Origin of the sequence: Bradyrhizobium sp. (assembly GCF_049519115.1) — a bacterium.
GTDB lineage: Bacteria > Pseudomonadota > Alphaproteobacteria > Rhizobiales > Xanthobacteraceae > Bradyrhizobium.
Map to the genome: position 1 here is coordinate 89,530 of NZ_JBEKRB010000041.1, position 19,299 is coordinate 108,828.

Sequence of the window (19,299 nt, forward strand, 5' to 3'; positions counted from 1 at the left end):
GATGAACTACGACGTTTTGCCGCCGTCAGGCTTGTTGGCAGCCGCTTTTGCGGCCTTCGATACTTCCGCGAGCGCCATCGATAGAATATAAGCGCTGGTGTGCATGTTTAGCTGGCGTGCCTTCTCGATTGCAGCTGAAATCATGTCGGCCAGTTCGTCGAGATCATTTTCAGGACTCGCCATTTTTACCGTCTTCCGGAGCACCTACGGTGAACATCGAAGATCCCGATCACCCCGGGGACAAACTGCTGCAATTGCTTCGCGACAATGAAATCGACCTGAATGTCGTCGAAGGTTTGCGGCTCGTCGTCGCCTTTAGAAAAATCAAGGACCCGGCCGATCGGCGCATCCTGATCGAACTCGCCGAGCGTCTCGCCAAATAGGCCCTGACCGGCGCTAATTTCGTTTTCTGGAGATCGCCGCGTTTTGACCGCGGCAAGCACGAAAGGCCGTGCAGAGCCGTGTTGAGTCGCACATGCTGCAACGGCCAGTCGCCCAACAGGCGCTGCTCGTCACCCCAACCCCGCATCGAAAGCTACCCCAAATCGTGGTAACTACTTTACCGGGCGTTCGGTTTTATTTTCAACCGGTTTCCGTTGCACGGCCAAGCATGGTTGCTGTGCGAAAAAGGCAACACAGGAAGACTTACCACTTCACCTCGATGCCCGCGGTGGCTTGATGCGATTGCAGCGCGGAGCGGAACTTGCCGTCGTAGTTGAGATATACACGCACGGCATTGGTCAGGCTCAGCGAGAGTGCCGCGCCGGCATCGGCGCCATACCTGCTTTCGCCGATACCCTGAACGCTGATGCTTTGGGGGCCAAGGCTGACGGTGACCGAACTGAGATTTTGTTCGAAATTATCGACGAACTTGCCGTAGGCCGAGAGGTCGAGAATTTTTTGATCTACAATCCAGTAGTGGCCGATCTCGGCGCCAACCAGTATTCGCGAGCGGTCGAGCGTGGCGCCGCTGGCCGAAACCGGATCCGAGCCGCCCATCTCCTGGAAAGAGCCCGTCGACGCGTGAACATATTCAAACGCAGCTTTCGGCACGAACCGGCTCTGGTTCACGGTCCAGTAGTAGCTGAGTTCAGTCAGCGCACCATCGATCTGTCCGTTGTAACCCGCGCTGGCGATACCCAGCCCGGTATCGCGACTGGAATTGATCTTTCCAAAACCGTGAACGAGCGCAACCGCCCAGGTCCACGGTCCCTTGTCGATCGAGGCGTTGAAGCCGAGCTGGGTCAGATCGAGGGTCGCCGACTGCATCGCCAGCGGCACGTCGATGCCGGTCCGGCTCTGGTCGATCGAGAAGCCGACATTGACGCCCGGAGCGATCCGGGCGCCGAAGCCAGCCACTCCGCCGGTCGTCGTACGATCATCGCCGACGAAATTGGCTTGCGGGCCGGTCTTGCTGGAAATTCCATAGGCTTCGCCCCACGTCCGGAAAGCCGGACCATCGAAGGCTTCTGAGGCGCCCCCGCCCCCGGGGTTAGTCCGCGACGCGCGGCCGAATCCACCGCTCGCCTGGTCGCCGAGCCGCTCGAGAAAGTTGCTGCCGAGATTCGTGATCGCAGCACCAGAGGAAAGGTCGGACGCCGGGATCGATGGGCTCGGCGGCGGAGGTGGCGGCGGAGGCGGTGGCCCGAAGGCTTGCGCGTGGGCCTGCTGCGCCGAAAAGCTCAGGACGAGCACAACGGCCGTGAAAAAGGCCCTGCCGGCCCACCGGCCGACTCCGGTCTCCATCGCTCGCGAAGACCGCAGTGACCAGCCCATCCACGCCATTCCCAAAAGCGGGCACTCCCGCCCGAAATATCAAATTACATTCAATTGAAGGATTTGGTCGCAGTTCGGCAACAGCGTCAATCGTCCCAAGCCTGACATTGCAGGCAATTGGCGCGCCATGTTGTAGCCCGGCCACAAGCCCTTGACGGCAGTCTGAGCCCACCTAACGATTTTCCCAAGCCGTTCCAGAAGCTTGCTAACGTGCAAATTTCGTGTTGCAATCCCTGTCACAATCGGAATTAGGCCGATCGACTGTGCGTTTCGCGACTGGGAAATTTAGCAGACATCCGGAAAGCCCGCTTGTGGCGCGGCATGCAGATCGCGTGCTGCGTCTTCTTTACGTCTAGACCAGGAGACAGGCGATGCAAAAAGGCACCGTCAAGTGGTTCAACCCGACAAAGGGTTATGGGTTCATCAAGCCGATGGTCGGCGATAAGGACGTCTTCGTCCATATCTCTGCCGTCGAGCGCGCTGGGCTCACCACCCTCAACGAGAATCAGGTTATCGAATACGACCTTGTCGAAAATCGCGGAAAAACTTCCGCCGAAAATCTCAAGGTCTCCTAAGCCTCGTCACGATCCGCGCAAGCAATCCTGATGCACCCCCGGCCCTGCCGGGGGATTTTGTTTGATCACTCTTTGCTGGCCGGCTGCGGCGATATCAGGGTATCGGTGCTGCTCGCATTGCCGTTCAATTTGCAGACCGTACCTTCAAGGCGAAGCCTTCCACTCGCCAAAAGACGCAAGGCTGCCGGGTAAATCCGGTGCTCGATTTCGAGAATTCGCGCCGATAGCGCCTCGGGCGTGTCGTCATCGCGAACCGGCACCACTCCCTGCATCACGATCGGTCCCGCGTCGGTTTCCGGCGTGACGAAATGGACCGTCGCCCCCGATACTTTCACGCCCGCATTCAGCGCCTGCCCGTGGGGATCAAGGCCCGGAAAAGACGGCAGCAGCGAGGGATGGATGTTGAGCATCCTGCCATACCAGGCTTGCACGAATTCGGCCGTGAAAAGCCGCATGAATCCGCCGAGGCAAATCAGCTCGATCCGGTGAGCTTCAAGCGCCGATTGCAATGCCTCCTCAAAGGCTGAGCGATCTTTGCCAAACGGCTTGCTTTCGATCGTGACCGTAGGGATGCCTTCCACGCCCGCCGATGCAAGGCCCATCGCGTCGGCCCGGTTGGAAATCACAACCGCGATTTCCGCCGGGAAATCCTTAAGCCTCGCCGCCTTGATCAACGCGGCCATGTTCGAGCCGCGTCCCGAAATCAGGATTGCCACGCGCGGCCTTGGAGCCCCGTGATGTGGATCGGACTTCACCATGAAAGGTTGAGATGCCCGTTATAGACCACGCGATGCTCGCCCTGCGCCGGAATTACTTCGCCCAGCAACGTCACGCCCTCGCCGGCTTCGGCGAGGATGCTGCTGACGGCTTCGACTGCATCGGCTTCGACGACCGCGATCATCCCGATCCCGCAATTGAAGGTGCGCAACAGCTCAAGCTCGGCGACGTTGCCCTGCTCTGCCAGCCATTTGAAGACCGGCAATACCGGCAAACGCGCGAGATCAATTCCGACGCCCAGATGCTTCGGCAGCACACGGGGGATGTTGTCGGTGAATCCGCCGCCGGTGATGTGGGCGAGCGCCTTGACGGCGCCGGTTTCACGGATCGCGCGCAGGCAAGACCGAACATAGAGTTTGGTCGGGGCCAGCAACGCACCGCCCAGCGTCATGACCGGCGAAAACGGTGCCGGCGCATCAAAACCGAGGCCGGAGGCCTCGACGATTCTTCGTACCAGGGAAAAGCCGTTGGAGTGGACACCCGACGAAGCCAGGCCGATCACGGCGTCGCCGGCACGAATATCGGCACGCGGCAACAAAGTACCCCGCTCGGCGGCGCCGACCGCAAACCCCGCAAGATCGTAATCGCCATCCTTGTAGAGGCCAGGCATCTCGGCCGTCTCGCCACCGATCAAGGCGCAGCCGGACTCGCGGCAGCCTTCGGCGATGCCGGCGACGATCGAGGCGGTCGCGTCTGGGTCCAGTTTGCCGCAGGCGAAATAGTCGAGAAAGAATAACGGTTCTGCGCCCTGCACCACGAGGTCGTTGACCGACATCGCCACGAGATCGATCCCGATACCGCCATGCAATCCGGTGTCGATCGCGATCTTGACCTTGGTCCCGACCCCGTCGGTCGCGGCGACCAGAACCGGGTCCTTGAAGCCCGCGGCCTTCAAATCGAACAATCCGCCAAAACCGCCGATTTCCGCCTCGGTGCCGGCACGCGCTGTGGCGCGAACCATCGGCTTGATCAGATCGACCAGGCGGTTGCCCGCATCAATATCGACGCCCGAATCCGCGTAAGTGAGCCCGTTTTTGCGCTCGGCCATGGCTTTTTCCAGTTGATTCCGGCTGGTTACGTCGGATTTAGCTTATGTGCAATGGTCGCTCGCGCGTACTATGTAGACAACGGCCACTTCGCCCCGCAAAGGGGGAAAATTATGGAAAATGAGGCCGGTAGCCGGGAAACGACCGAGTTGAGTATTCCAAATATCATTACGTTGGGGCGCATCATTTTAGTGCCCGTCATCGTCTGGGCGATCGCTTCCAACCAGATGGAGATCGCGTTTACCGTGTTCGTTATCGCCGGCGTCAGCGACGCCGTCGACGGATTTTTGGCCAAGCGCTTCAACATGACGAGCGAGCTCGGCGCGTTGCTCGATCCGCTCGCCGACAAGGCGCTTCTGGTTTCGATCTATGTGGCGCTGGGTATCTGGGGCGCGATGCCGCGCTGGATCGTCATCCTCGTCGTCTCGCGCGACATCATGATCGTGTCGGCCGTGATCGTGTCATGGCTATTCGGCAAACCTGTCGAGATGAAACCGTTGATGGTTTCCAAGCTCAACACGGCAGCGCAGGTGGCGCTTGCGGCATTGATCTTGGCCGCGCTTGGTTTCGGTTTCAAACCGATGCCGTATGATGCCGTGCTGATGGCGCTGGTAACCGTCTTTACTTTGGTTTCCGTATCCCTCTATCTCGTCGAGTGGGTACGGCATATGGGCACGATCGAAGCCCGTTAGATCCCTCGAGGATCTCTTGTACCGGCTTAGGCCGGGAATTCGGAGCTCTAGCGTGGCAGGCCGCGTTCAACCTCGTCAATTGGCATTTGCACTTCCGCATGCCGAGAGCTTGACGCGCGATAACTTCCTGGAAGGACCGGCCAACACCGCCGGCCTCGCGCTGATCGATAGCTGGCCCGACTGGCCGAACCGCGTGATGTTTCTGGTTGGCCCGGAAGGCTCCGGCAAGAGCCATCTCGCCGCGATCTGGGCCGAGCAATCCGGCGCCCGCTCGACTTCGGCGCATGCCTTGACGGCTCCCGAAGTCCCGGGCGCGCTGGCGACAGGTGCGCTCGTGATCGAGGATTTGAAATCTGCCGACATCGACGAACGCGCGCTGTTCCATTTGTTGAACCTGGCGCGTGAAGACGGGGCCTTTGTTCTGATGACCGCGCGCATGGCGCCGATCGAGGCCGAACTACGCGACTTGCGCTCCAGACTGCGTGCGGTGCCGAGTGTGCAGTTACTGCCGCCCGACGATCATCTGTTTCGCGCCCTGATCGTCAAATTCTGCGCCGATCGCCAACTCACCGTCGACGAGAGTGTGGTGAGCTATCTGGCTACCCGTCTGGAGCGTTCCTACGCCGCCGTGCGGCGGGCGGTCGAGCTTCTGGACACCGAAGCCCTGCGGCAGGGGCGGCCGGTCACCCGGGCCCTGGCGGCCGAGCTGCTTCGAAGCCATGCCTCATCAGGCTAGTCGCACCTTGACGGGACTCTTGGGGCGAACATCAATGTCATTGAAACGTCGCCGCCAAATCCCATGGTCCGTGCCATCCCTTCGCGGCTTGATATGAAATGGATTGAAACTTCATGGAATCCACCCAAGCCATTGTAAAAACAGAAAAAGATACCGGCACCAGCAGCCCGCCCGCGATCAGCAGCAGCCCGGAACGCTTCATCAACCGGGAACTTTCCTGGCTGCATTTCAACCGCCGGGTGCTCGAGGAATCGGTCAATCCGGGGCATCCGGCCCTGGAGCGGGTCAGGTTTCTGTCGATTTCCGCCAATAACCTTGATGAGTTCTTCATGGTCCGGGTCGCCGGTATCAAGGCCCAGGTCCGAGAAGGCATCGCCGAACGCAGCCCCGACGGGCTGACGCCGGCCGAGCAACTCGTGCTGATCAACGAGGCGGTCTCCCAGCTCGCCAGCGACCAGCAGGCGATCTGGCGCGACCTGCACAAAATTCTCGCGGACGTCGGCATCGTGCTCGTCGAAGGCCGCGAAGTTACCAAATCAGAGCGGGCCTGGATCGAGGATCATTTCCTTCACAACATCTTTCCGTTGCTGACGCCGCTCGCGATCGATCCCGCCCACCCTTTCCCGTTCATTCCGAGCCTCGGCTTCACGATCGCGCTGCAACTGGCGAGGGTTGCCGATGGCAGGCCGATGAATGCGCTCATTCGCATGCCCGGCAAGATCGATCGATTCATTCGCATGCCCTCCGGCAAGGATAGCGCGGTGCGGTTGATCACGCTCGAGCAGGCCACGGGCCTGTTCATCGGCCGACTGTTTCCCGGTTACACCGTCAAGGGCCAGGGCGCGTTCCGCATCATCCGCGACTCCGAACTCGAAATCGAGGAAGAAGCCGAAGATCTCGTTCGCCTGTTCGAGACGGCGTTGAAGCGGCGACGCCGCGGGTCGGTGATCCGCCTCGAAATGGAAGCCAAGATGCCCGAAGAGTTGCGCGCCTTTGTTCAGCGCGCGCTTTCCACCGCCGACGATGAAGTGCTTCTGGTCGATGGCGTGCTCGCCATGAACGAGCTGTCGCAACTGACGCGGCTTGACCGGCCCGATCTCGAATTCACGCCCTATGTGCCGCGCCACCCCGAACGGGTCCGCGATCACGGCGGCGATATCTTCGCCGCGATCCGGCAGAAAGACCTCATCGTTCACCACCCTTACGAATCCTTCGACGTGGTCGTCCAGTTCCTGCAACAGGCCGCGCGAGATCCCGACGTTGTCGCCATCAAGCAAACCCTCTACCGCACGTCGAACAATTCACCGATCGTGCGGGCGCTTGCAGAAGCCGCCGAAGCCGGAAAATCGGTGACTGCTCTGATCGAGTTGAAAGCGCGCTTCGACGAAGAAGCCAATATCCGCTGGGCACGCGACCTGGAACGTGCCGGCGTGCAGGTCGTGTACGGATTCATCGAATTGAAGACCCACGCCAAGCTCTCGATGGTCGTCCGGCGCGAGGGCGGCAATCTCGCCACCTATGTCCACACCGGCACCGGGAACTACCATCCCGTCACCGCGCGCATCTACACCGACCTGTCCTACTTCACCTCCGATCCGATCATCGGACGCGACGCGGCGCGGGTGTTCAACTACATCACCGGCTACGCCGAGCCGAGCGACATCGAGAAGATGGCGGTGTCGCCCCTCACCTTGCGCAAGCGGATGATCGAGCACATTCAGGGCGAGACCAATTTTGCCCGGCACGGCAAGCCTGCCGCGATCTGGCTGAAAATGAATTCGCTGGTCGATCCCGACATCATCGATTCGCTTTATGAAGCTTCCCAAGCCGGTGTTTCGATCGAACTTGTCGTACGCGGCATCTGCTGCCTGCGGCCGGGCATTCCCGGGCTTTCCGAAAACATTCGCGTCAAATCGATCATCGGCCGCTTTCTCGAACACGGCCGAATCTACTGTTTCGGCATGGGACAAGGCCTGCCGAGCGCGAAAGCGGCTGTGTATATCTCCTCTGCCGACATGATGCCGCGCAACCTCGATCGCCGCGTCGAGGTGCTCTGTCCGTTGCAGAATCCGACGGTGCATCAGCAGGTTCTCGAGCAAATCATGCTCGCCAATCTCAAGGATACCGAGCAAAGCTGGCAATTGTTGCCGGACGGTTCTTCAACGCGTATGAAGGCCGCGAAGGGCGAGGAACCTTTCAATCTGCACAACTATTTCATGACGAATCCGAGTTTGTCTGGCCGTGGAAAGTCACTTCAGGAATCATCACCCCGTCGCCTCACACGGCGCACCGAGCGTCAGCAACCGTCATAAGGGAATTTCCCTATGACGCGGGCGCGCAAGCGCGCGTCAAGCGTTGCAGTCATCGATATCGGCTCGAATTCGGTACGTCTCGTCGTCTACGAGACCATGGCCCGCAGCCTGATCACGATCTTCAACGAAAAGGCCCTGTGCGGTCTCGGCCGCGAGGTGCAATCGACCGGGCTGCTTGCACCTGACGCTGTCACGAAGGCCCTCACCTCGCTGCGGCGCTTCCGGGCGCTGTGCAGGGTCATGAAAGTCGGCCGCGTTCATGCGGTTGCCACTGCCGCCTGCCGTGACGCCAGCAACGGCCCGGACTTCATCGCCAAGGCCGAGCGCATTTGCGGGACGAAAATCGAAATCCTGTCTGGTCCGCGCGAGGCGAAATTGTCGGCACTCGGCGTCGTGTCGGGCGTGCATCGGCCGGACGGCATCGTTGGAGATCTCGGCGGCGGTTCGCTGGAGCTGATCGACGTGCATGGCAACCGCGTTCGCGGCGGGCTGACGCTTCCGCTCGGAAGCCTCGCGTTGCAGGATTTGTCGCACAAATCGTTGAAGCGCGCCGAACGCATCGTCAAGACCGAGCTTTCCGATGTCGAGCAGATCAAAAGGGGCCGCGGCCGCACGTTTTATGCGGTCGGCGGAACGTGGCGTGCCTTGGCGCGCATCCACATCATTCAGAGCGAATACCCGCTCGGCGTGATGCACGGTTACTCCATTCCCGCCCAGGAAGCGCTCGACTTCGCTCGGCGGCTGCGCCGTCTGGTCGCAGCCGACATGCTGGCCAATATCGAGGTCATCGCCGACGCACGGCGGCCATTGCTCGCCTATGCGGCGCTGGTGCTCGAATACATCATCCGCGTCGTCCGGCCGAAAACCATCGTGTTCTCGACCTTCGGTGTGCGCGAAGGCCTGCTCTACGAAATGCTTCCCGACACTGAGCGCACCAAAGACGGTTTCATCTGCGCCGCCCAGACGCTCAACGAACTGCTGTCGCGATCCGCCAGGCATGCCCAGGAGCTGATCGAGTGGACCGACCGCTTCGTGCGGATCGTCAAGCTGCGCGAGACGGAAGAGGATCGCCGCTTGCGCCACGCCGCCTGCCTGTTGTCGGATATCGGATGGCGGGTGCATCCCGATCATCGCGGCGAGGAGACCCTCAACCTCATCACCAATGGAAACTTCGGTTCGATCAGCCATCAAGGCCGAGTCTTTGTCGCACTGTCGGTTTTCTATCGCTATGCGGGCTTGAGCGAACAGAACGAACCGCCGGAGACCATGCGGGCGCTGGTGCCGCCCGCGATGCTGGAACGTGCACGCATGCTGGGGGCGGCGTTCCGTGTCGCCCATCTGATTTCGGCAGCACGCCCCGGTGTGTTGTCGGCAACGCATTTTCGCAGCCATGGCCGCAAGCTGACGCTGGTGTTCGAGCACAAGCTCGTCGACCTCGTCGCCGACCGCGTCGGCAGCCGGTTCAAGCAGCTCGCGCGGCTCGCCGGCCGTTCCGGATCCATCGTGAGGCGTTAAGCCGGCTTTTCAAGCTGTTTCAGCCGGCGTCGCCGCCAAATCGTTCCAGCCGCCAAAACCGTGATGGCTCCGAGAACCGACGCCAGATATCCGACGAATTCATTCGGCGACACACCTAAGATAGTCGAGTTCGCATCAAGACGAAGTGCGCTCGTGCCGTCGAGCAGCCGGTGTAGCCAAGGTTGCACGGCAGGATCGGTTTTGATGACGTCGCCCGCAATCCAACCGAGCAGCATTGCACCGAGCCATACCAGGATCGGAACACGGTCGAGCACCATCATGATGAGAGCAGCGCCCGCGATGATCATGGGAATGCTGATGGCAAGGCCGAGGATGAGAAGCGGGAGTTCACCGTTTGCGGCGGCGGCAACCGCAATCACATTGTCGAGGCTCATGATGATGTCGGCAACGACGACAATGCGGATCGCTTGCCAGAGCGTGGCGCCGGCGGCGATCTCATTGTTTTCGTCTTCCGGCACCAGCAGTTTGGCCGCGATCACGAGCAGTGCGAGACCACCGGCGAGCTTCAGATAGGGCAGCGCCATCAGCGTGGCGACGACGCCGGTGAAGGCAATCAGGAGCACCACCGCAATGCCGGCGCCGATGATCATGCCCCACAGCCGGTGCCGGCCATGCAGGCCGCGGCAGGCCATCGCGATCACCAGCGCGTTGTCGCCGGACAACAGAACGTTGATCCAGATGATCTTGCCGACCGCCAGCCAGAATGCGGGCGTCTGCATGTCGGCCTGAACTTGCGCGAGGAACGCGCCGATATTGGCGGTACTCAGCCGACAATCTCGTTGCCGGAAAAGAACTGGGCGATTTCGATTGCCGCCGTTTCCGCGGCATCCGAACCGTGCACCGAGTTCTCACCGATCGATTTCGCATGAACTTTGCGGATCGTGCCTTCGGCGGCCTTCGACGGGTCGGTCGCGCCCATGACGTCACGGTGTTTGAGAACGGCGTTTTCGCCCTCGAGCACCTGAACGACCACAGGACCCGAAGTCATGAAATCCACCAGTTCGCCGAAGAACGGACGCGCCTTGTGGACGGCATAGAAGGTTTCCGCCTGTTCGCGTGTCATCCGGATTCGCTTCTGGGCGACGATGCGAAGTCCTGCTTTCTCGATCAGCGCATTGACGGCGCCGGTCAGGTTGCGAGCCGTCGCGTCCGGCTTGATGATGGAAAAGGTGCGTTCGATCGCCATGATTTCATCCTTGAAAAGCGCCGATGGAAGTTGCGGGCTTATATCGGTGCGGCCGGTACACGGCAAGCGACGCAATGGACTGGAATGGCCCGCGCCGGCCTGTGACGGGAGTCAGGATTACGACGATTTCACCTAAATGAACCCTTTCTGAAACGATCGTCCGGCTCTCATTCACCTGCCCGGGCGTAGGTTTGCATCATCTGGACGCCGCTCCACTTCGAAAAGGCGTTCAGGGAAAAGTCCTTTTCACCGACGGCGCTTTCAGGCGCCCAAGCTTGAGGAGACGACGATGTTACGCAAACTTTCGCTCGCTTTAATTGCCACCGTTTCACTCGGTGCGGCTGCGCTGGCGCCCACCTCCGCCTCGGCCTGGGGCGGCTGGCACGGTGGGTGGCATGGCGGATGGCATCATGGCTGGGGCGGACCGCGCTTCTTTGCCGGCGGCCCTGTCTATTACGGCTACGGCTACAATGACGGATATGGCGGCTGCTACGTGCGGCGGCTGGTGCCTACTCCCTTCGGACCCCGCTGGCGTCTGATCAACCGCTGCTACTGAGTCTGCGTGAGAGCAGCATCAGGGGCCCCGACTTCACGCGGTCGGGGCCTGCGGTGTTCCCTTCCAATGACATAGATAATTTATATAGAATTAGCCAAAACAGCCAAGAACCCATCGATAAACGGAAACAAATTCCGATCCGAAGACTTGGTACGCTGTCACCTGATTGAGATCGTCAGGGCACGGAACCGGTCATGAAAAGCCTAAACGCAGACAATAGTGAACCGCTCGATCACCGGTCCAGCCGATCGATCTGCGACGCTGTGGGCGAACGCCTGCAGCAGGCGCTGCGCCCGGATTCAGGAATCACGCCCTATCTACAGCATCTCGTGGATGAATTGCGAAAGCGCGACGAGGCTGACGATCAGAAGTCTCATTAGGATGATGTGCGGCATCGGTTGGTATTTTTTCCGGGCTGCCTGATCAATATACGGGGTTGCGTTTTGCAGCGGCTGCGGTGAAAAGCCCGCATGCTCGCCATCAACGATATCTCGGTCCGGATCGCCGGGCGGCTTCTAATCGACCAGAGTTCGGTGCAAATCGTACCCGGCGCACGCGTGGGCTTCGTCGGCCGCAATGGCGTCGGCAAGTCGACGCTGTTTCACGCGATTCGTGGTGACCTGCCGACCGAATCCGGCACCATTGCCATACCGCCCCGCTGGCAGATTGGCAGCCTTGCGCAGGAGGCGCCAAACGGCCCGGAAAAGCTGATCGAGGTCGTATTGAAGGCCGACCGCGAGCGCGAGACGCTGATGCGCGAAGCGGAAGTTGCCAGCGATCCCACCCGCATTGCCGAAATCCAGACCAGGCTTGTGGATATCGAGGCACATTCGGCGCCGGCCCGCGCGGCCGCGATCCTGAGCGGCCTCGGATTTTCCGCCGAGGATCAGAACAGACCCTGCTCGGAATTCTCCGGTGGCTGGCGGATGCGTGTGGCACTTGCGGCAACGCTGTTTGCGGCGCCCGACCTGTTGCTACTGGACGAGCCCACGAATTATCTCGACCTCGAAGGCACGCTTTGGCTGGAAGATCATCTCGCCAACTACTCGCGCACCGTCATCGTCATCAGCCACGACCGCGATCTGCTTGAGACCTCGGTCGACCAGATTCTGCATCTCGATCGCGGCAAGCTCACCCTCTACAAAGGCAGCTATTCATCTTTCGAGGAGCAGCGTGCCACGCGCGAACTCCTGGATGCCAAGCATGCCAAACGCCAGGCCGACGAACGCAAGCGCCTGCAGGCCTTCGTCGACCGCTTCAAGGCCAAGGCCTCGAAAGCCCGTCAGGCCCAGTCCCGCGTCAAGATGCTGGAACGAATGAAACCGGTGACGGCGCTCGTCACGCAGGACGTGCGCGAGATCGCGTTTCCGCGGCCCGAAAAAATGCTGTCTCCGCCGATCATCGCCGTCGACGACGTATCGGTAGGGTACGCCCCGAACAAGCCCATCCTCAACCGCGTAACGCTGCGGATCGACACAGACGATCGCATTGCGCTGCTAGGGGCCAACGGCAACGGCAAGTCGACGCTGGTCAAGCTGCTTGCGGGCCGGCTTCCGCCATTTTCGGGGAAAGTCATCCGGGCCGAAAAGCTCTCAGTCGGCTACTTTGCCCAGCATCAGGTCGATGAACTCAATCTCGACGCTTCGCCCTACGATCACATTCGCAGGTTGCTGCCCGATGCCCCCGAAAGCAAAGTGCGCGGGCGCGCCGGCGCCATCGGCTTCTCCGGCAAGGCCGGCGACACGCTGGTGAAGAATCTGTCGGGCGGTGAAAAGGCCCGGCTGCTGCTCGGACTTGCGACCTTCTTCGGCCCCAACATGATCATTCTGGACGAGCCCACCAACCATCTAGACATCGACAGCCGCGCGGCGCTTGCCGAGGCCATCAACGAATTTCCCGGCGCCGTCATCATGGTCTCCCATGACCGGTATCTGATCGAAGCCTGTGCCGATCAGCTGTGGGTCGTCGCGGACGGCATGGTAACGAGCTATGACGGCGACCTTGATGACTACCGTCGTGCCGTGTTGTCCACGCGCGGCGCAAAGGTCCCGACGCGCGAGCGCCCGCCGAATCGCAACGAGCGAAACGATGCGAGTACGCGAGCAAAGGAAAAACGCGTCCCGCTCAAACAGCGGATTTCGGAGGCCGAAGCCGAAATGGCGCGGATCAGCGGCATCATCGAAAAGATCGATGCGGCACTCGCTTTGCCCGATCTGTTCACCCGCGATCCAAAGCAGGCGGCTCAGCTCAGCAAGGCACGCGCTGGCGCGGCCGACGCCCTCACCCGCGCTGAGGAAGCCTGGCTAGCAGCAAGTTCGGAATTCGACTAGTGCCCACTTTCCGAAGTTCGTGCACCACCTCAGCGAGCACCTTTCACGAACTTCGGAAAGTTAGGGCACTAGCAAATCTATGATTCTAGTGCCGCTTTTCTGTTTGAAGTTCCTGGATCGAAGTCGCGGCTTGTTGTGCAGGGACTTCAAATGGGCGGCACTAGGCGGCCCGCTGGTCGAAAGGGGATTGAATGCGAGATGCGATCAGGTCGGTGCCGGCGCCGGCTTTTTCTTTTTCGGCTTGACGGCTTTCGGCTCAGCTACCGGCTCGGCGCCGCGCTCGATCGAGGTGAGCCGCCCGGCGGTGAAGGTGTAAATGCCGGCGCGTGTGCCTTGCGAAAAATTGACCACCGCGACGCGTTCGCCGCGTGGGCTGTTGGAGATGTTGACGGCGGTGGGCGCGCCTATGCCGCGGACGACATCACACTCGGTGTGACCCAGCGCCACCGTACCGGTGGCCAAGGGCGCAGGAGCGGCTGGGCCATCCGACAACGCATTGGCATTCGTCGGGATATTTGCAGACGCCATTCCCGGGCAGGCGCCGTCGGTGCTGACAAGATCTTCGGCCGTGACCGGCTTGTCGGGCGTGAGCGGCGGCGTATCAATCGAGACGTTCTTGATGAAGAGGCGGCCGCTGCGGGAAAACCATTCGGCATCCTTCGATATCATATCGGGGGCAAAAATATCGGAGGCCGTCGCTCCGCAACCCGCCAATACAGGGGCGAGCAGAAGCAATGCCGGTACTGATTTCCAGTGAAGGTATTTGTTTCGCACGATGAACTAGACTCACCCTTCGCCCTAAGCGATTGTCCGAGCATCACTTTGCGGCACGACCGTGGCCTTATACAGGCTCACGGGCCAAAACCATAGTTTATCATTAGTAGCGGAACCGGTTAATCCCGTTTCTGCCACCGGCCGCGTTCGTCGGCTTGCCAATAGGTTACATCGAATCCCCGTGCCTTGCAGTCGGTCCAGGCTTGACGCGCTGCGGCAAGTGCATCTGCGTCGTCGCCATTGAAAAGCAGAACGACGCGGTCGTAGAGGTCCGAGTCCGCCGGCAGAGCTGCGTTGTCGACCAGAAATCTCACATTGGCCCGATTAGGATTGCTGTCCTCGACTGCCAGGACAATCGGATGATCCCCGACATCGGCGACGCGCGAGGTCGCGTGGGGCAGAAAGGAATCTTCCCGATAGGTCCACAGATGGGCATCCAGCGCCTCGGTGCGTTCTTCCGAGGTCGACTGCACGACAACCCGCCAACCGCGCTCGAGGGATTTTTCGAGCAACGGCGGCAGCACGTTCTCCAGCGTCACGTCTTGCAGATGATAGAACAGGACTTCCGTCATCGCTTGGCTTCGTAATGCTCCGCCACCAGCCGGTCGAGCAGGCGAACGCCGAATCCCGAACCCCAGCTCTGGTTGATCTCGGTTTTTGGCGCGCCCATCGCCGTGCCGGCAATGTCAAGATGAGCCCAGGGCGTACCGTCAACGAAGCGTTGCAGGAACTGCGCGGCGGTGATCGAACCGCCGTTACGGGTGCCCGTGTTCTTCATGTCGGCAAATTGCGAATCGATCTGCTTGTCGTATTCCGGGCCGAGCGGCATGCGCCAGACGCGCTCGCCGGTCGCAAGTCCAACCTTCATCAGACGTTCGGCCAATTCATCATTGTTGGAGAACAGGCCCGCATATTCGGTGCCAAGTGCAACCATGATGGCGCCGGTCAGCGTGGCGAGATCGACCATGAATTTCGGCTTGAACTTTTTGGCCACGTACCAGAGCACGTCCGCCAGCACGAGCCGCCCCTCGGCGTCAGTGTTGATGATCTCGATGGTCTGGCCGGACATCGAGGTCACAATGTCGCCCGGACGCTGGGCGTTGCCGTCGGGCATGTTTTCGACCAGGCCGATCGCGCCGACCACGTTGGCTTTGGCTTTGCGCGCCGCCAATGCCTGCATCAGTCCGACGACACAGGCAGCGCCACCCATGTCGCCCTTCATGTCTTCCATACTGCCGGCGGGTTTGATCGAAATGCCGCCAGTATCGAAGCAGACGCCTTTGCCGATAAAAGCCACCGGCTGATCGCCCTTCTTGCCACCGTTCCAGCGCATGATGACCGTGCGTCCGGGCTGGGTTGAGCCTTGCGCCACGCCGAGCAGCGCGCCCATGCCGAGCTTCTTCATGGCGTTGACGTCGAGGACATCGACCACCACGCCAAGCTTGCGCAGTTGAGCGGCACGGCGCGCGAATTCGACCGGAAACAGCACGTTGGGCGGTTCGTTGACGAGGTCGCGCGCGGTGATGACGCCTTCTACCAGGTGGGCGTTGGGCGCGAAGGCCTTGCGGGCGGCCGCGACGTCGTCCACCGCGATCGATACGCTGGCCCGCAGCGCCGTTTCCTCGCCGTCCTTTTTCTTGGTCTTGTAGCGATCGAACGTATAGGCCCGCAGGCGGATGCCGGCGGCGATCGCGGCGGCCTGATCGGCAGACATAGCGGCCTTGGGCAACTCGGCGACGATCGTCACCGTCTTGGTCCCGGCTCGGAGCTTGCCGGCCACCGTGCCGCCGAGCTTCAGAAAATCTTTCTCCTTGAGTTCGGCAGGCTTGCCCGCGCCCACCACGATGAGGCGCTTCGCTTTAAGACCCTGCGGCGCCAAAATATCGAGGGTCGCGCCGTTTTTTCCCTTAAATTGATTGGTTTGGGCCGCCTGCTTGATCAAATCGGCCGCGGCTCCCAGCGTCTTCCGGGTCGCAGGACCGAACTCGAGCCCATCGTCGCAAAAAACCACCAGAACTTCGCTCGGGGCGCCAGAAAACGAGACAAAGCCGACCTTGACGGCGTCGGTCATACGTAAGTCCTCCAAAGAATCAGGGGCTGTGAATCAGGGCCGCTGCCGGGGGGCGAAAACGGCCGGATGATCGTGAAATTCTCTCCCCGGCTGTAGCCAACATCCGTCAAGAGCGTGCTTTGGCGCAATATGGCCCGCCTTCGGCCAAACTGCCAACCATAAGCGTGGCGGCAGCGCCACATTGCGAGAATTATTAACCATATCCCAAGCCCGCCACGGCCAAGCCATTTTGTTGATGGATCAAAGGGATGGTAGTGAGACTATATGCGAGCCTGAACGAGAGCGGACCGGCCAAAGGGGATCCCATCCGGGATTGGACGGAAACCGCTCTAAAGGCGCGCCAAGGTGGGATCGTGCGATAACGATGGGGTCGATCGACAGGTATATTTTCCGCACGACGCTAGCGTCGTTTGCGGTGGTCTTGATCAGCCTCACGGGCGTGATCTGGATTACGCAGGCGTTGCGCGGCATCGATCTCATGACGAGCCAGGGTCAGACCATCCTGACCTTCCTCGGCATCACCAGCCTCGTGATTCCGGCGCTGGTTCTGATCATCTCCCCGATCGCACTGATGATCTCGATCTCGCACACGCTGAACAAGCTGGCGACCGATTCGGAAATCATCGTGATGAACGCGGCCGGTTTCTCCCCGATCCGCCTGTTCCGTCCCTTTATCTTTGCCACCTGCGTGGTTGCGTTGCTGGTCGCCTTTATCGCCGCTTATCTGGCACCCGACGGCCTGCGCCGAATCAAGCAATGGGATGCGGAGATCACGGCCGACGTTCTTACCAACGTCTTGCAGCCGGGCCGCTTCGCCCAGTTGGATCAGAATTTGACGATCCGGATCCGCGAACGGCAACCGGGCGGCCTGCTCAAGGGCATTTTCATCGATGACCGCCGCGATCCCAAGGAGCGCGTCAGCATCGTCGCCGATCACGGCACGGTCGTGAAGAACGAGGGTGGTTCGTTCCTGATTCTCGAGGACGGAAATCTCGAACGCTTCGAAGTCGGCAAACGCGATCCGGCACTGGTTGCGTTCGGCCGCTATGGCTTCGACATGTCCAAGTTCTCCAACCAGGGCCATGATGTCGCGCTGGGGATTCGCGAGCGCTACCTCTGGGAATTGCTCACTCCTGAAGATTCGGACCCGATCTATCAGCAACTGTCCGGACAATTTCGCGCCGAGCTGCACGATCGCTTCATGTCGCCGATCTATCCGTTTGCCTTTGCCGCGCTTACCTTTGCCTTTCTTGGCGCACCGCGCACGACGCGACAGAGCCGAAACTTTTCGATGGGCGGCGCAATCCTCGCGGTGTTCGGATTGCGGATGGCCGGATTCGCCTGCTCGGTCTTGACGGTGAAGTCACCGCTTGCAGCGCTCGTCCAATACCTGATGCTGGCGACGGCCATCGGCGTCAGCTTCTGGATCATCATCGACGGCGTCGTCGTCGAACCGCCGGCAGGGCTGATCGAGGCCATCAACCGGTCGAACGAACGAATCCTGCGGCTCTTCGGACGGCCGGCCGCCGCATGAGCATGGTCACCAACACGCTGGGACGCTACTTCGCCGGCCGCTTCGTGGTCGCGGCGATCGGCGTCTTTGCCGCCATCTTCGTACTGCTGGTGCTCGTTGACTACATCGAAATGGTGCGGAAGACGTCAGGGCTGGTCGATGCCTCGGCGATTGCGGTCGCGGAAACCTCGCTGTTCCGCGTTCCCCAATTGCTCGAAAAGATGATGCCGTTCTGCATCCTGATCGGAGCCATGACCTGCTACCTCGCGCTTTCCCGGCGGCTGGAACTCGTGGTGGCGCGGGCGGCAGGCGTTTCAGCGTGGCAGTTTATTGCGCCGGCACTGGCCAGCGCGATGGTGCTCGGGGTCCTCGCCACCACGGCCTACAATCCGATGTCGGCCAACCTGCGCGAACTCTCCAAGCGGATGGAAGCGGAGCTGTTCGGCAACGCGCCCGGCGGCGGCGGCGTGCAGGATGCGGCGGGTTTCTGGATCAATCAGGTCAATAGCGATGGACAGGCCATCATCAACGCCGCTCGCAGCGAACAGCAGGGAGTGCGGCTGACCGGCCTCACAGTGTTCCGCTTCGACAACAACGATCAGTTCCAGGAGCGAATCGAAGCGCAACAGGCAACCCTTGAGGAAGGGCACTGGCTGTTCAAATCGGTGCGCCGATACACTCTGAATAACCCGCCTGTCGACCAGGACAACTTCACGTTGGCCACCAGCCTCACGCCTGCCCAAGTGCGGAACAGCTTTTCCACGCCCGAAACTGTGTCTTTCTGGCAACTACCGGGCTACATCCGCTCGTCTGAAAGCTCCGGCTTCGCGACGGCCGGCTACCGGTTGCAATACCACAAGCTGATTGCACTGCCTTTTTTGCTGGCGGCGATGGTCATGTTGGCTGCCAGTGTAAGCCTGCGTTTCTTCCGTTTCGGCGGTGTTCAGAAGATGGTTTTGAGTGGCGTGGGCGCCGGCTTTCTGCTCTACGTTTTGTCCAAAGTAACTGAAGATTTGAGCAAGGCTGAGTTGATGCATCCGATCGCTTCGGCGTGGCTGCCGGTATGCGTTGGCGGCCTCACCGGCTTTTTGGCCTTGTTGTACTTGGAGGACGGGTAGTGGCTGTGATTGCCGCCCTCCGCGGAAGATTGCTCGCGTTGCGCCAGGGTGCTGTCGTGCGTCGTCGCGCGCGCGCGGTGGCCGTAGCTCTTGGCTTGCTGCTGTCTGGCGCCTTCGGGCTCGCCACGGACGCGTTCGCGCAAAGCTTCACCTACAATCCACGACCGCCCAAGCCGGTCACGCAGCGTCCGGCGAATGACGGGCAGATGCTGGTGCAGGCCAACGAGGTCGACTACGACTACAACAACTCGCGGGTGTCGGCGGTCGGCAACGTGCAGCTGTTCTACAACGGCACCAGCGT

Annotated in this window: 20 protein-coding genes and 1 pseudogene; 12 read left to right on the forward strand and 9 right to left on the reverse strand. The window is 60.8% G+C overall.

Features of this window, described 5'->3' with window-relative positions; genetic code table 11:
- Window positions 1–6 precede the first annotated feature (6 nt).
- Window positions 7–183 carry a hypothetical protein gene (locus tag ABSE61_RS26370; RefSeq protein WP_423874082.1) on the reverse strand — a complete coding sequence of 59 codons (177 nt, stop codon included), beginning with the start codon at window positions 181–183 and terminating at the stop codon, window positions 7–9.
- Window positions 184–209: 26 nt separating this feature from the next.
- Between ABSE61_RS26370 and ABSE61_RS26375 the strand changes: the two genes are divergently transcribed.
- Window positions 210–383, forward strand: coding sequence for a hypothetical protein (locus ABSE61_RS26375; RefSeq protein ID WP_423874083.1), 174 nt, complete (start codon window positions 210–212; stop codon window positions 381–383).
- Between the two features lie 262 nt (window positions 384–645).
- Here the strand turns inward: ABSE61_RS26375 and ABSE61_RS26380 are convergent, their stop codons facing one another.
- Window positions 646–1,776 carry an autotransporter outer membrane beta-barrel domain-containing protein gene (locus ABSE61_RS26380; protein ID WP_423874084.1) on the reverse strand — a complete coding sequence of 377 codons (1,131 nt, stop codon included), beginning with the start codon at window positions 1,774–1,776 and terminating at the stop codon, window positions 646–648.
- Window positions 1,777–2,147: 371 nt separating this feature from the next.
- Between ABSE61_RS26380 and ABSE61_RS26385 the strand changes: the two genes are divergently transcribed.
- Window positions 2,148–2,351, forward strand: coding sequence for a cold-shock protein (locus ABSE61_RS26385; protein WP_072825325.1), 204 nt, complete (start codon window positions 2,148–2,150; stop codon window positions 2,349–2,351).
- A gap of 65 nt (window positions 2,352–2,416) precedes the next feature.
- Here ABSE61_RS26385 and purN read toward each other — a convergent pair whose 3' ends face one another.
- Window positions 2,417–3,109, reverse strand: a complete 693-nt coding sequence (gene purN / locus ABSE61_RS26390) for a phosphoribosylglycinamide formyltransferase (protein ID WP_423874085.1) — start codon at window positions 3,107–3,109, stop codon at window positions 2,417–2,419.
- A complete protein-coding gene (gene purM, locus ABSE61_RS26395; RefSeq protein ID WP_423874086.1) occupies window positions 3,103–4,176 on the reverse strand; it encodes a phosphoribosylformylglycinamidine cyclo-ligase in 1,074 nt (357 codons plus the stop codon). The genes purN and purM overlap by 7 nt, the downstream gene beginning before the upstream one ends.
- Window positions 4,177–4,323: 147 nt before the next feature.
- Between purM and ABSE61_RS26400 the strand changes: the two genes are divergently transcribed.
- The 4 genes from ABSE61_RS26400 to ppx all read left to right on the forward strand — a co-directional run bounded on the left by ABSE61_RS26400 (window position 4,324) and on the right by ppx (window position 9,429).
- Window positions 4,324–4,866: a CDP-alcohol phosphatidyltransferase family protein gene (locus ABSE61_RS26400; RefSeq protein ID WP_423874103.1), complete on the forward strand. Its 543-nt coding sequence runs from the start codon at window positions 4,324–4,326 to the stop codon at window positions 4,864–4,866.
- Between the two features lie 52 nt (window positions 4,867–4,918).
- Entirely contained in the window at window positions 4,919–5,602 is a 684-nt protein-coding gene (locus ABSE61_RS26405) for a P-loop NTPase family protein (protein ID WP_423874087.1), read from the forward strand.
- A gap of 113 nt (window positions 5,603–5,715) precedes the next feature.
- On the forward strand, window positions 5,716–7,914 hold the full coding sequence (locus ABSE61_RS26410) for an RNA degradosome polyphosphate kinase (protein ID WP_423874088.1): 2,199 nt from the start codon (window positions 5,716–5,718) through the stop codon (window positions 7,912–7,914).
- A gap of 12 nt (window positions 7,915–7,926) precedes the next feature.
- Window positions 7,927–9,429 (forward strand): exopolyphosphatase, encoded by a 1,503-nt coding sequence (ppx, locus tag ABSE61_RS26415; RefSeq protein ID WP_423874089.1) that lies wholly within the window; start codon window positions 7,927–7,929, stop codon window positions 9,427–9,429.
- Here ppx and ABSE61_RS26420 read toward each other — a convergent pair.
- Entirely contained in the window at window positions 9,426–10,169 is a 744-nt protein-coding gene (locus tag ABSE61_RS26420) for a YjbE family putative metal transport protein (protein ID WP_423874090.1), read from the reverse strand. The genes ppx and ABSE61_RS26420 overlap by 4 nt on opposite strands.
- Before the next feature lie 44 nt (window positions 10,170–10,213).
- A complete protein-coding gene (gene ndk, locus ABSE61_RS26425) occupies window positions 10,214–10,636 on the reverse strand; it encodes a nucleoside-diphosphate kinase (RefSeq protein WP_423874091.1) in 423 nt (140 codons plus the stop codon).
- Window positions 10,637–10,925: 289 nt separating this feature from the next.
- Here ndk and ABSE61_RS26430 point away from each other — a divergent pair, with 289 nt between their 5' ends.
- The 3 genes from ABSE61_RS26430 to ABSE61_RS26440 all read left to right on the forward strand — a co-directional run bounded on the left by ABSE61_RS26430 (window position 10,926) and on the right by ABSE61_RS26440 (window position 13,522).
- Window positions 10,926–11,192 carry a sulfur globule protein precursor gene (locus ABSE61_RS26430; RefSeq protein ID WP_423874092.1) on the forward strand — a complete coding sequence of 89 codons (267 nt, stop codon included), beginning with the start codon at window positions 10,926–10,928 and terminating at the stop codon, window positions 11,190–11,192.
- A 194-nt stretch (window positions 11,193–11,386) separates the two neighbouring features.
- Window positions 11,387–11,572: a hypothetical protein gene (locus ABSE61_RS26435; protein ID WP_423874093.1), complete on the forward strand. Its 186-nt coding sequence runs from the start codon at window positions 11,387–11,389 to the stop codon at window positions 11,570–11,572.
- A 90-nt stretch (window positions 11,573–11,662) separates the two neighbouring features.
- A complete protein-coding gene (locus ABSE61_RS26440) occupies window positions 11,663–13,522 on the forward strand; it encodes an ABC-F family ATP-binding cassette domain-containing protein (RefSeq protein ID WP_423874094.1) in 1,860 nt (619 codons plus the stop codon).
- A 204-nt stretch (window positions 13,523–13,726) separates the two neighbouring features.
- On the opposite strand, the gene ABSE61_RS26445 is transcribed toward ABSE61_RS26440, so the two are convergent.
- The 3 genes from ABSE61_RS26445 to ABSE61_RS26455 form a co-directional block, all read right to left on the reverse strand.
- On the reverse strand, window positions 13,727–14,251 hold the full coding sequence (locus ABSE61_RS26445) for a hypothetical protein (protein WP_423874104.1): 525 nt from the start codon (window positions 14,249–14,251) through the stop codon (window positions 13,727–13,729).
- 164 nt (window positions 14,252–14,415) lie between these two features.
- Window positions 14,416–14,868: a DNA polymerase III subunit chi gene (locus ABSE61_RS26450; protein ID WP_423874095.1), complete on the reverse strand. Its 453-nt coding sequence runs from the start codon at window positions 14,866–14,868 to the stop codon at window positions 14,416–14,418.
- The gene (locus ABSE61_RS26455) at window positions 14,865–16,367 is read right to left on the reverse strand and encodes a leucyl aminopeptidase (protein ID WP_423874096.1); all 1,503 of its coding nucleotides are present in this window, start codon (window positions 16,365–16,367) and stop codon (window positions 14,865–14,867) included. Before ABSE61_RS26455 ends, ABSE61_RS26450 begins: the two co-directional genes overlap by 4 nt.
- Window positions 16,368–16,731: 364 nt before the next feature.
- On the opposite strand from ABSE61_RS26455, the gene lptF reads away from it, so the two are divergent.
- From lptF to ABSE61_RS26470, 3 genes and pseudogenes are all read left to right on the forward strand, one after another.
- Entirely contained in the window at window positions 16,732–17,901 is a 1,170-nt protein-coding gene (gene lptF / locus ABSE61_RS26460) for an LPS export ABC transporter permease LptF (protein ID WP_423874097.1), read from the forward strand.
- Window positions 17,898–18,998, forward strand: coding sequence for an LPS export ABC transporter permease LptG (gene lptG / locus ABSE61_RS26465; protein WP_423874098.1), 1,101 nt, complete (start codon window positions 17,898–17,900; stop codon window positions 18,996–18,998). The genes lptF and lptG overlap by 4 nt, the downstream gene beginning before the upstream one ends.
- Window positions 18,998–19,299: pseudogene (locus ABSE61_RS26470) on the forward strand (LPS-assembly protein LptD); the annotation flags it as partial. The gene lptG and the pseudogene ABSE61_RS26470, both read left to right, overlap by 1 nt.

Coding starts and splice junctions, on each gene's coding strand:
- ABSE61_RS26370 (WP_423874082.1), bottom strand. CDS start 183: ATGGCGAGTCCTGAAAATGATCTCGACGAACTGGCCGACATGATTTCA.
- ABSE61_RS26380 (WP_423874084.1), bottom strand. CDS start 1,776: ATGGGCTGGTCACTGCGGTCTTCGCGAGCGATGGAGACCGGAGTCGGC.
- ABSE61_RS26385 (WP_072825325.1), top strand. CDS start 2,148: ATGCAAAAAGGCACCGTCAAGTGGTTCAACCCGACAAAGGGTTATGGG.
- purN (WP_423874085.1), bottom strand. CDS start 3,109: ATGGTGAAGTCCGATCCACATCACGGGGCTCCAAGGCCGCGCGTGGCA.
- purM (WP_423874086.1), bottom strand. CDS start 4,176: ATGGCCGAGCGCAAAAACGGGCTCACTTACGCGGATTCGGGCGTCGAT.
- ABSE61_RS26410 (WP_423874088.1), top strand. CDS start 5,716: ATGGAATCCACCCAAGCCATTGTAAAAACAGAAAAAGATACCGGCACC.
- ppx (WP_423874089.1), top strand. CDS start 7,927: ATGACGCGGGCGCGCAAGCGCGCGTCAAGCGTTGCAGTCATCGATATC.
- ABSE61_RS26420 (WP_423874090.1), bottom strand. CDS start 10,169: ATGCAGACGCCCGCATTCTGGCTGGCGGTCGGCAAGATCATCTGGATC.
- ndk (WP_423874091.1), bottom strand. CDS start 10,636: ATGGCGATCGAACGCACCTTTTCCATCATCAAGCCGGACGCGACGGCT.
- ABSE61_RS26430 (WP_423874092.1), top strand. CDS start 10,926: ATGTTACGCAAACTTTCGCTCGCTTTAATTGCCACCGTTTCACTCGGT.
- ABSE61_RS26435 (WP_423874093.1), top strand. CDS start 11,387: ATGAAAAGCCTAAACGCAGACAATAGTGAACCGCTCGATCACCGGTCC.
- ABSE61_RS26440 (WP_423874094.1), top strand. CDS start 11,663: ATGCTCGCCATCAACGATATCTCGGTCCGGATCGCCGGGCGGCTTCTA.
- ABSE61_RS26450 (WP_423874095.1), bottom strand. CDS start 14,868: ATGACGGAAGTCCTGTTCTATCATCTGCAAGACGTGACGCTGGAGAAC.
- ABSE61_RS26455 (WP_423874096.1), bottom strand. CDS start 16,367: ATGACCGACGCCGTCAAGGTCGGCTTTGTCTCGTTTTCTGGCGCCCCG.
- lptF (WP_423874097.1), top strand. CDS start 16,732: ATGGGGTCGATCGACAGGTATATTTTCCGCACGACGCTAGCGTCGTTT.
- lptG (WP_423874098.1), top strand. CDS start 17,898: ATGAGCATGGTCACCAACACGCTGGGACGCTACTTCGCCGGCCGCTTC.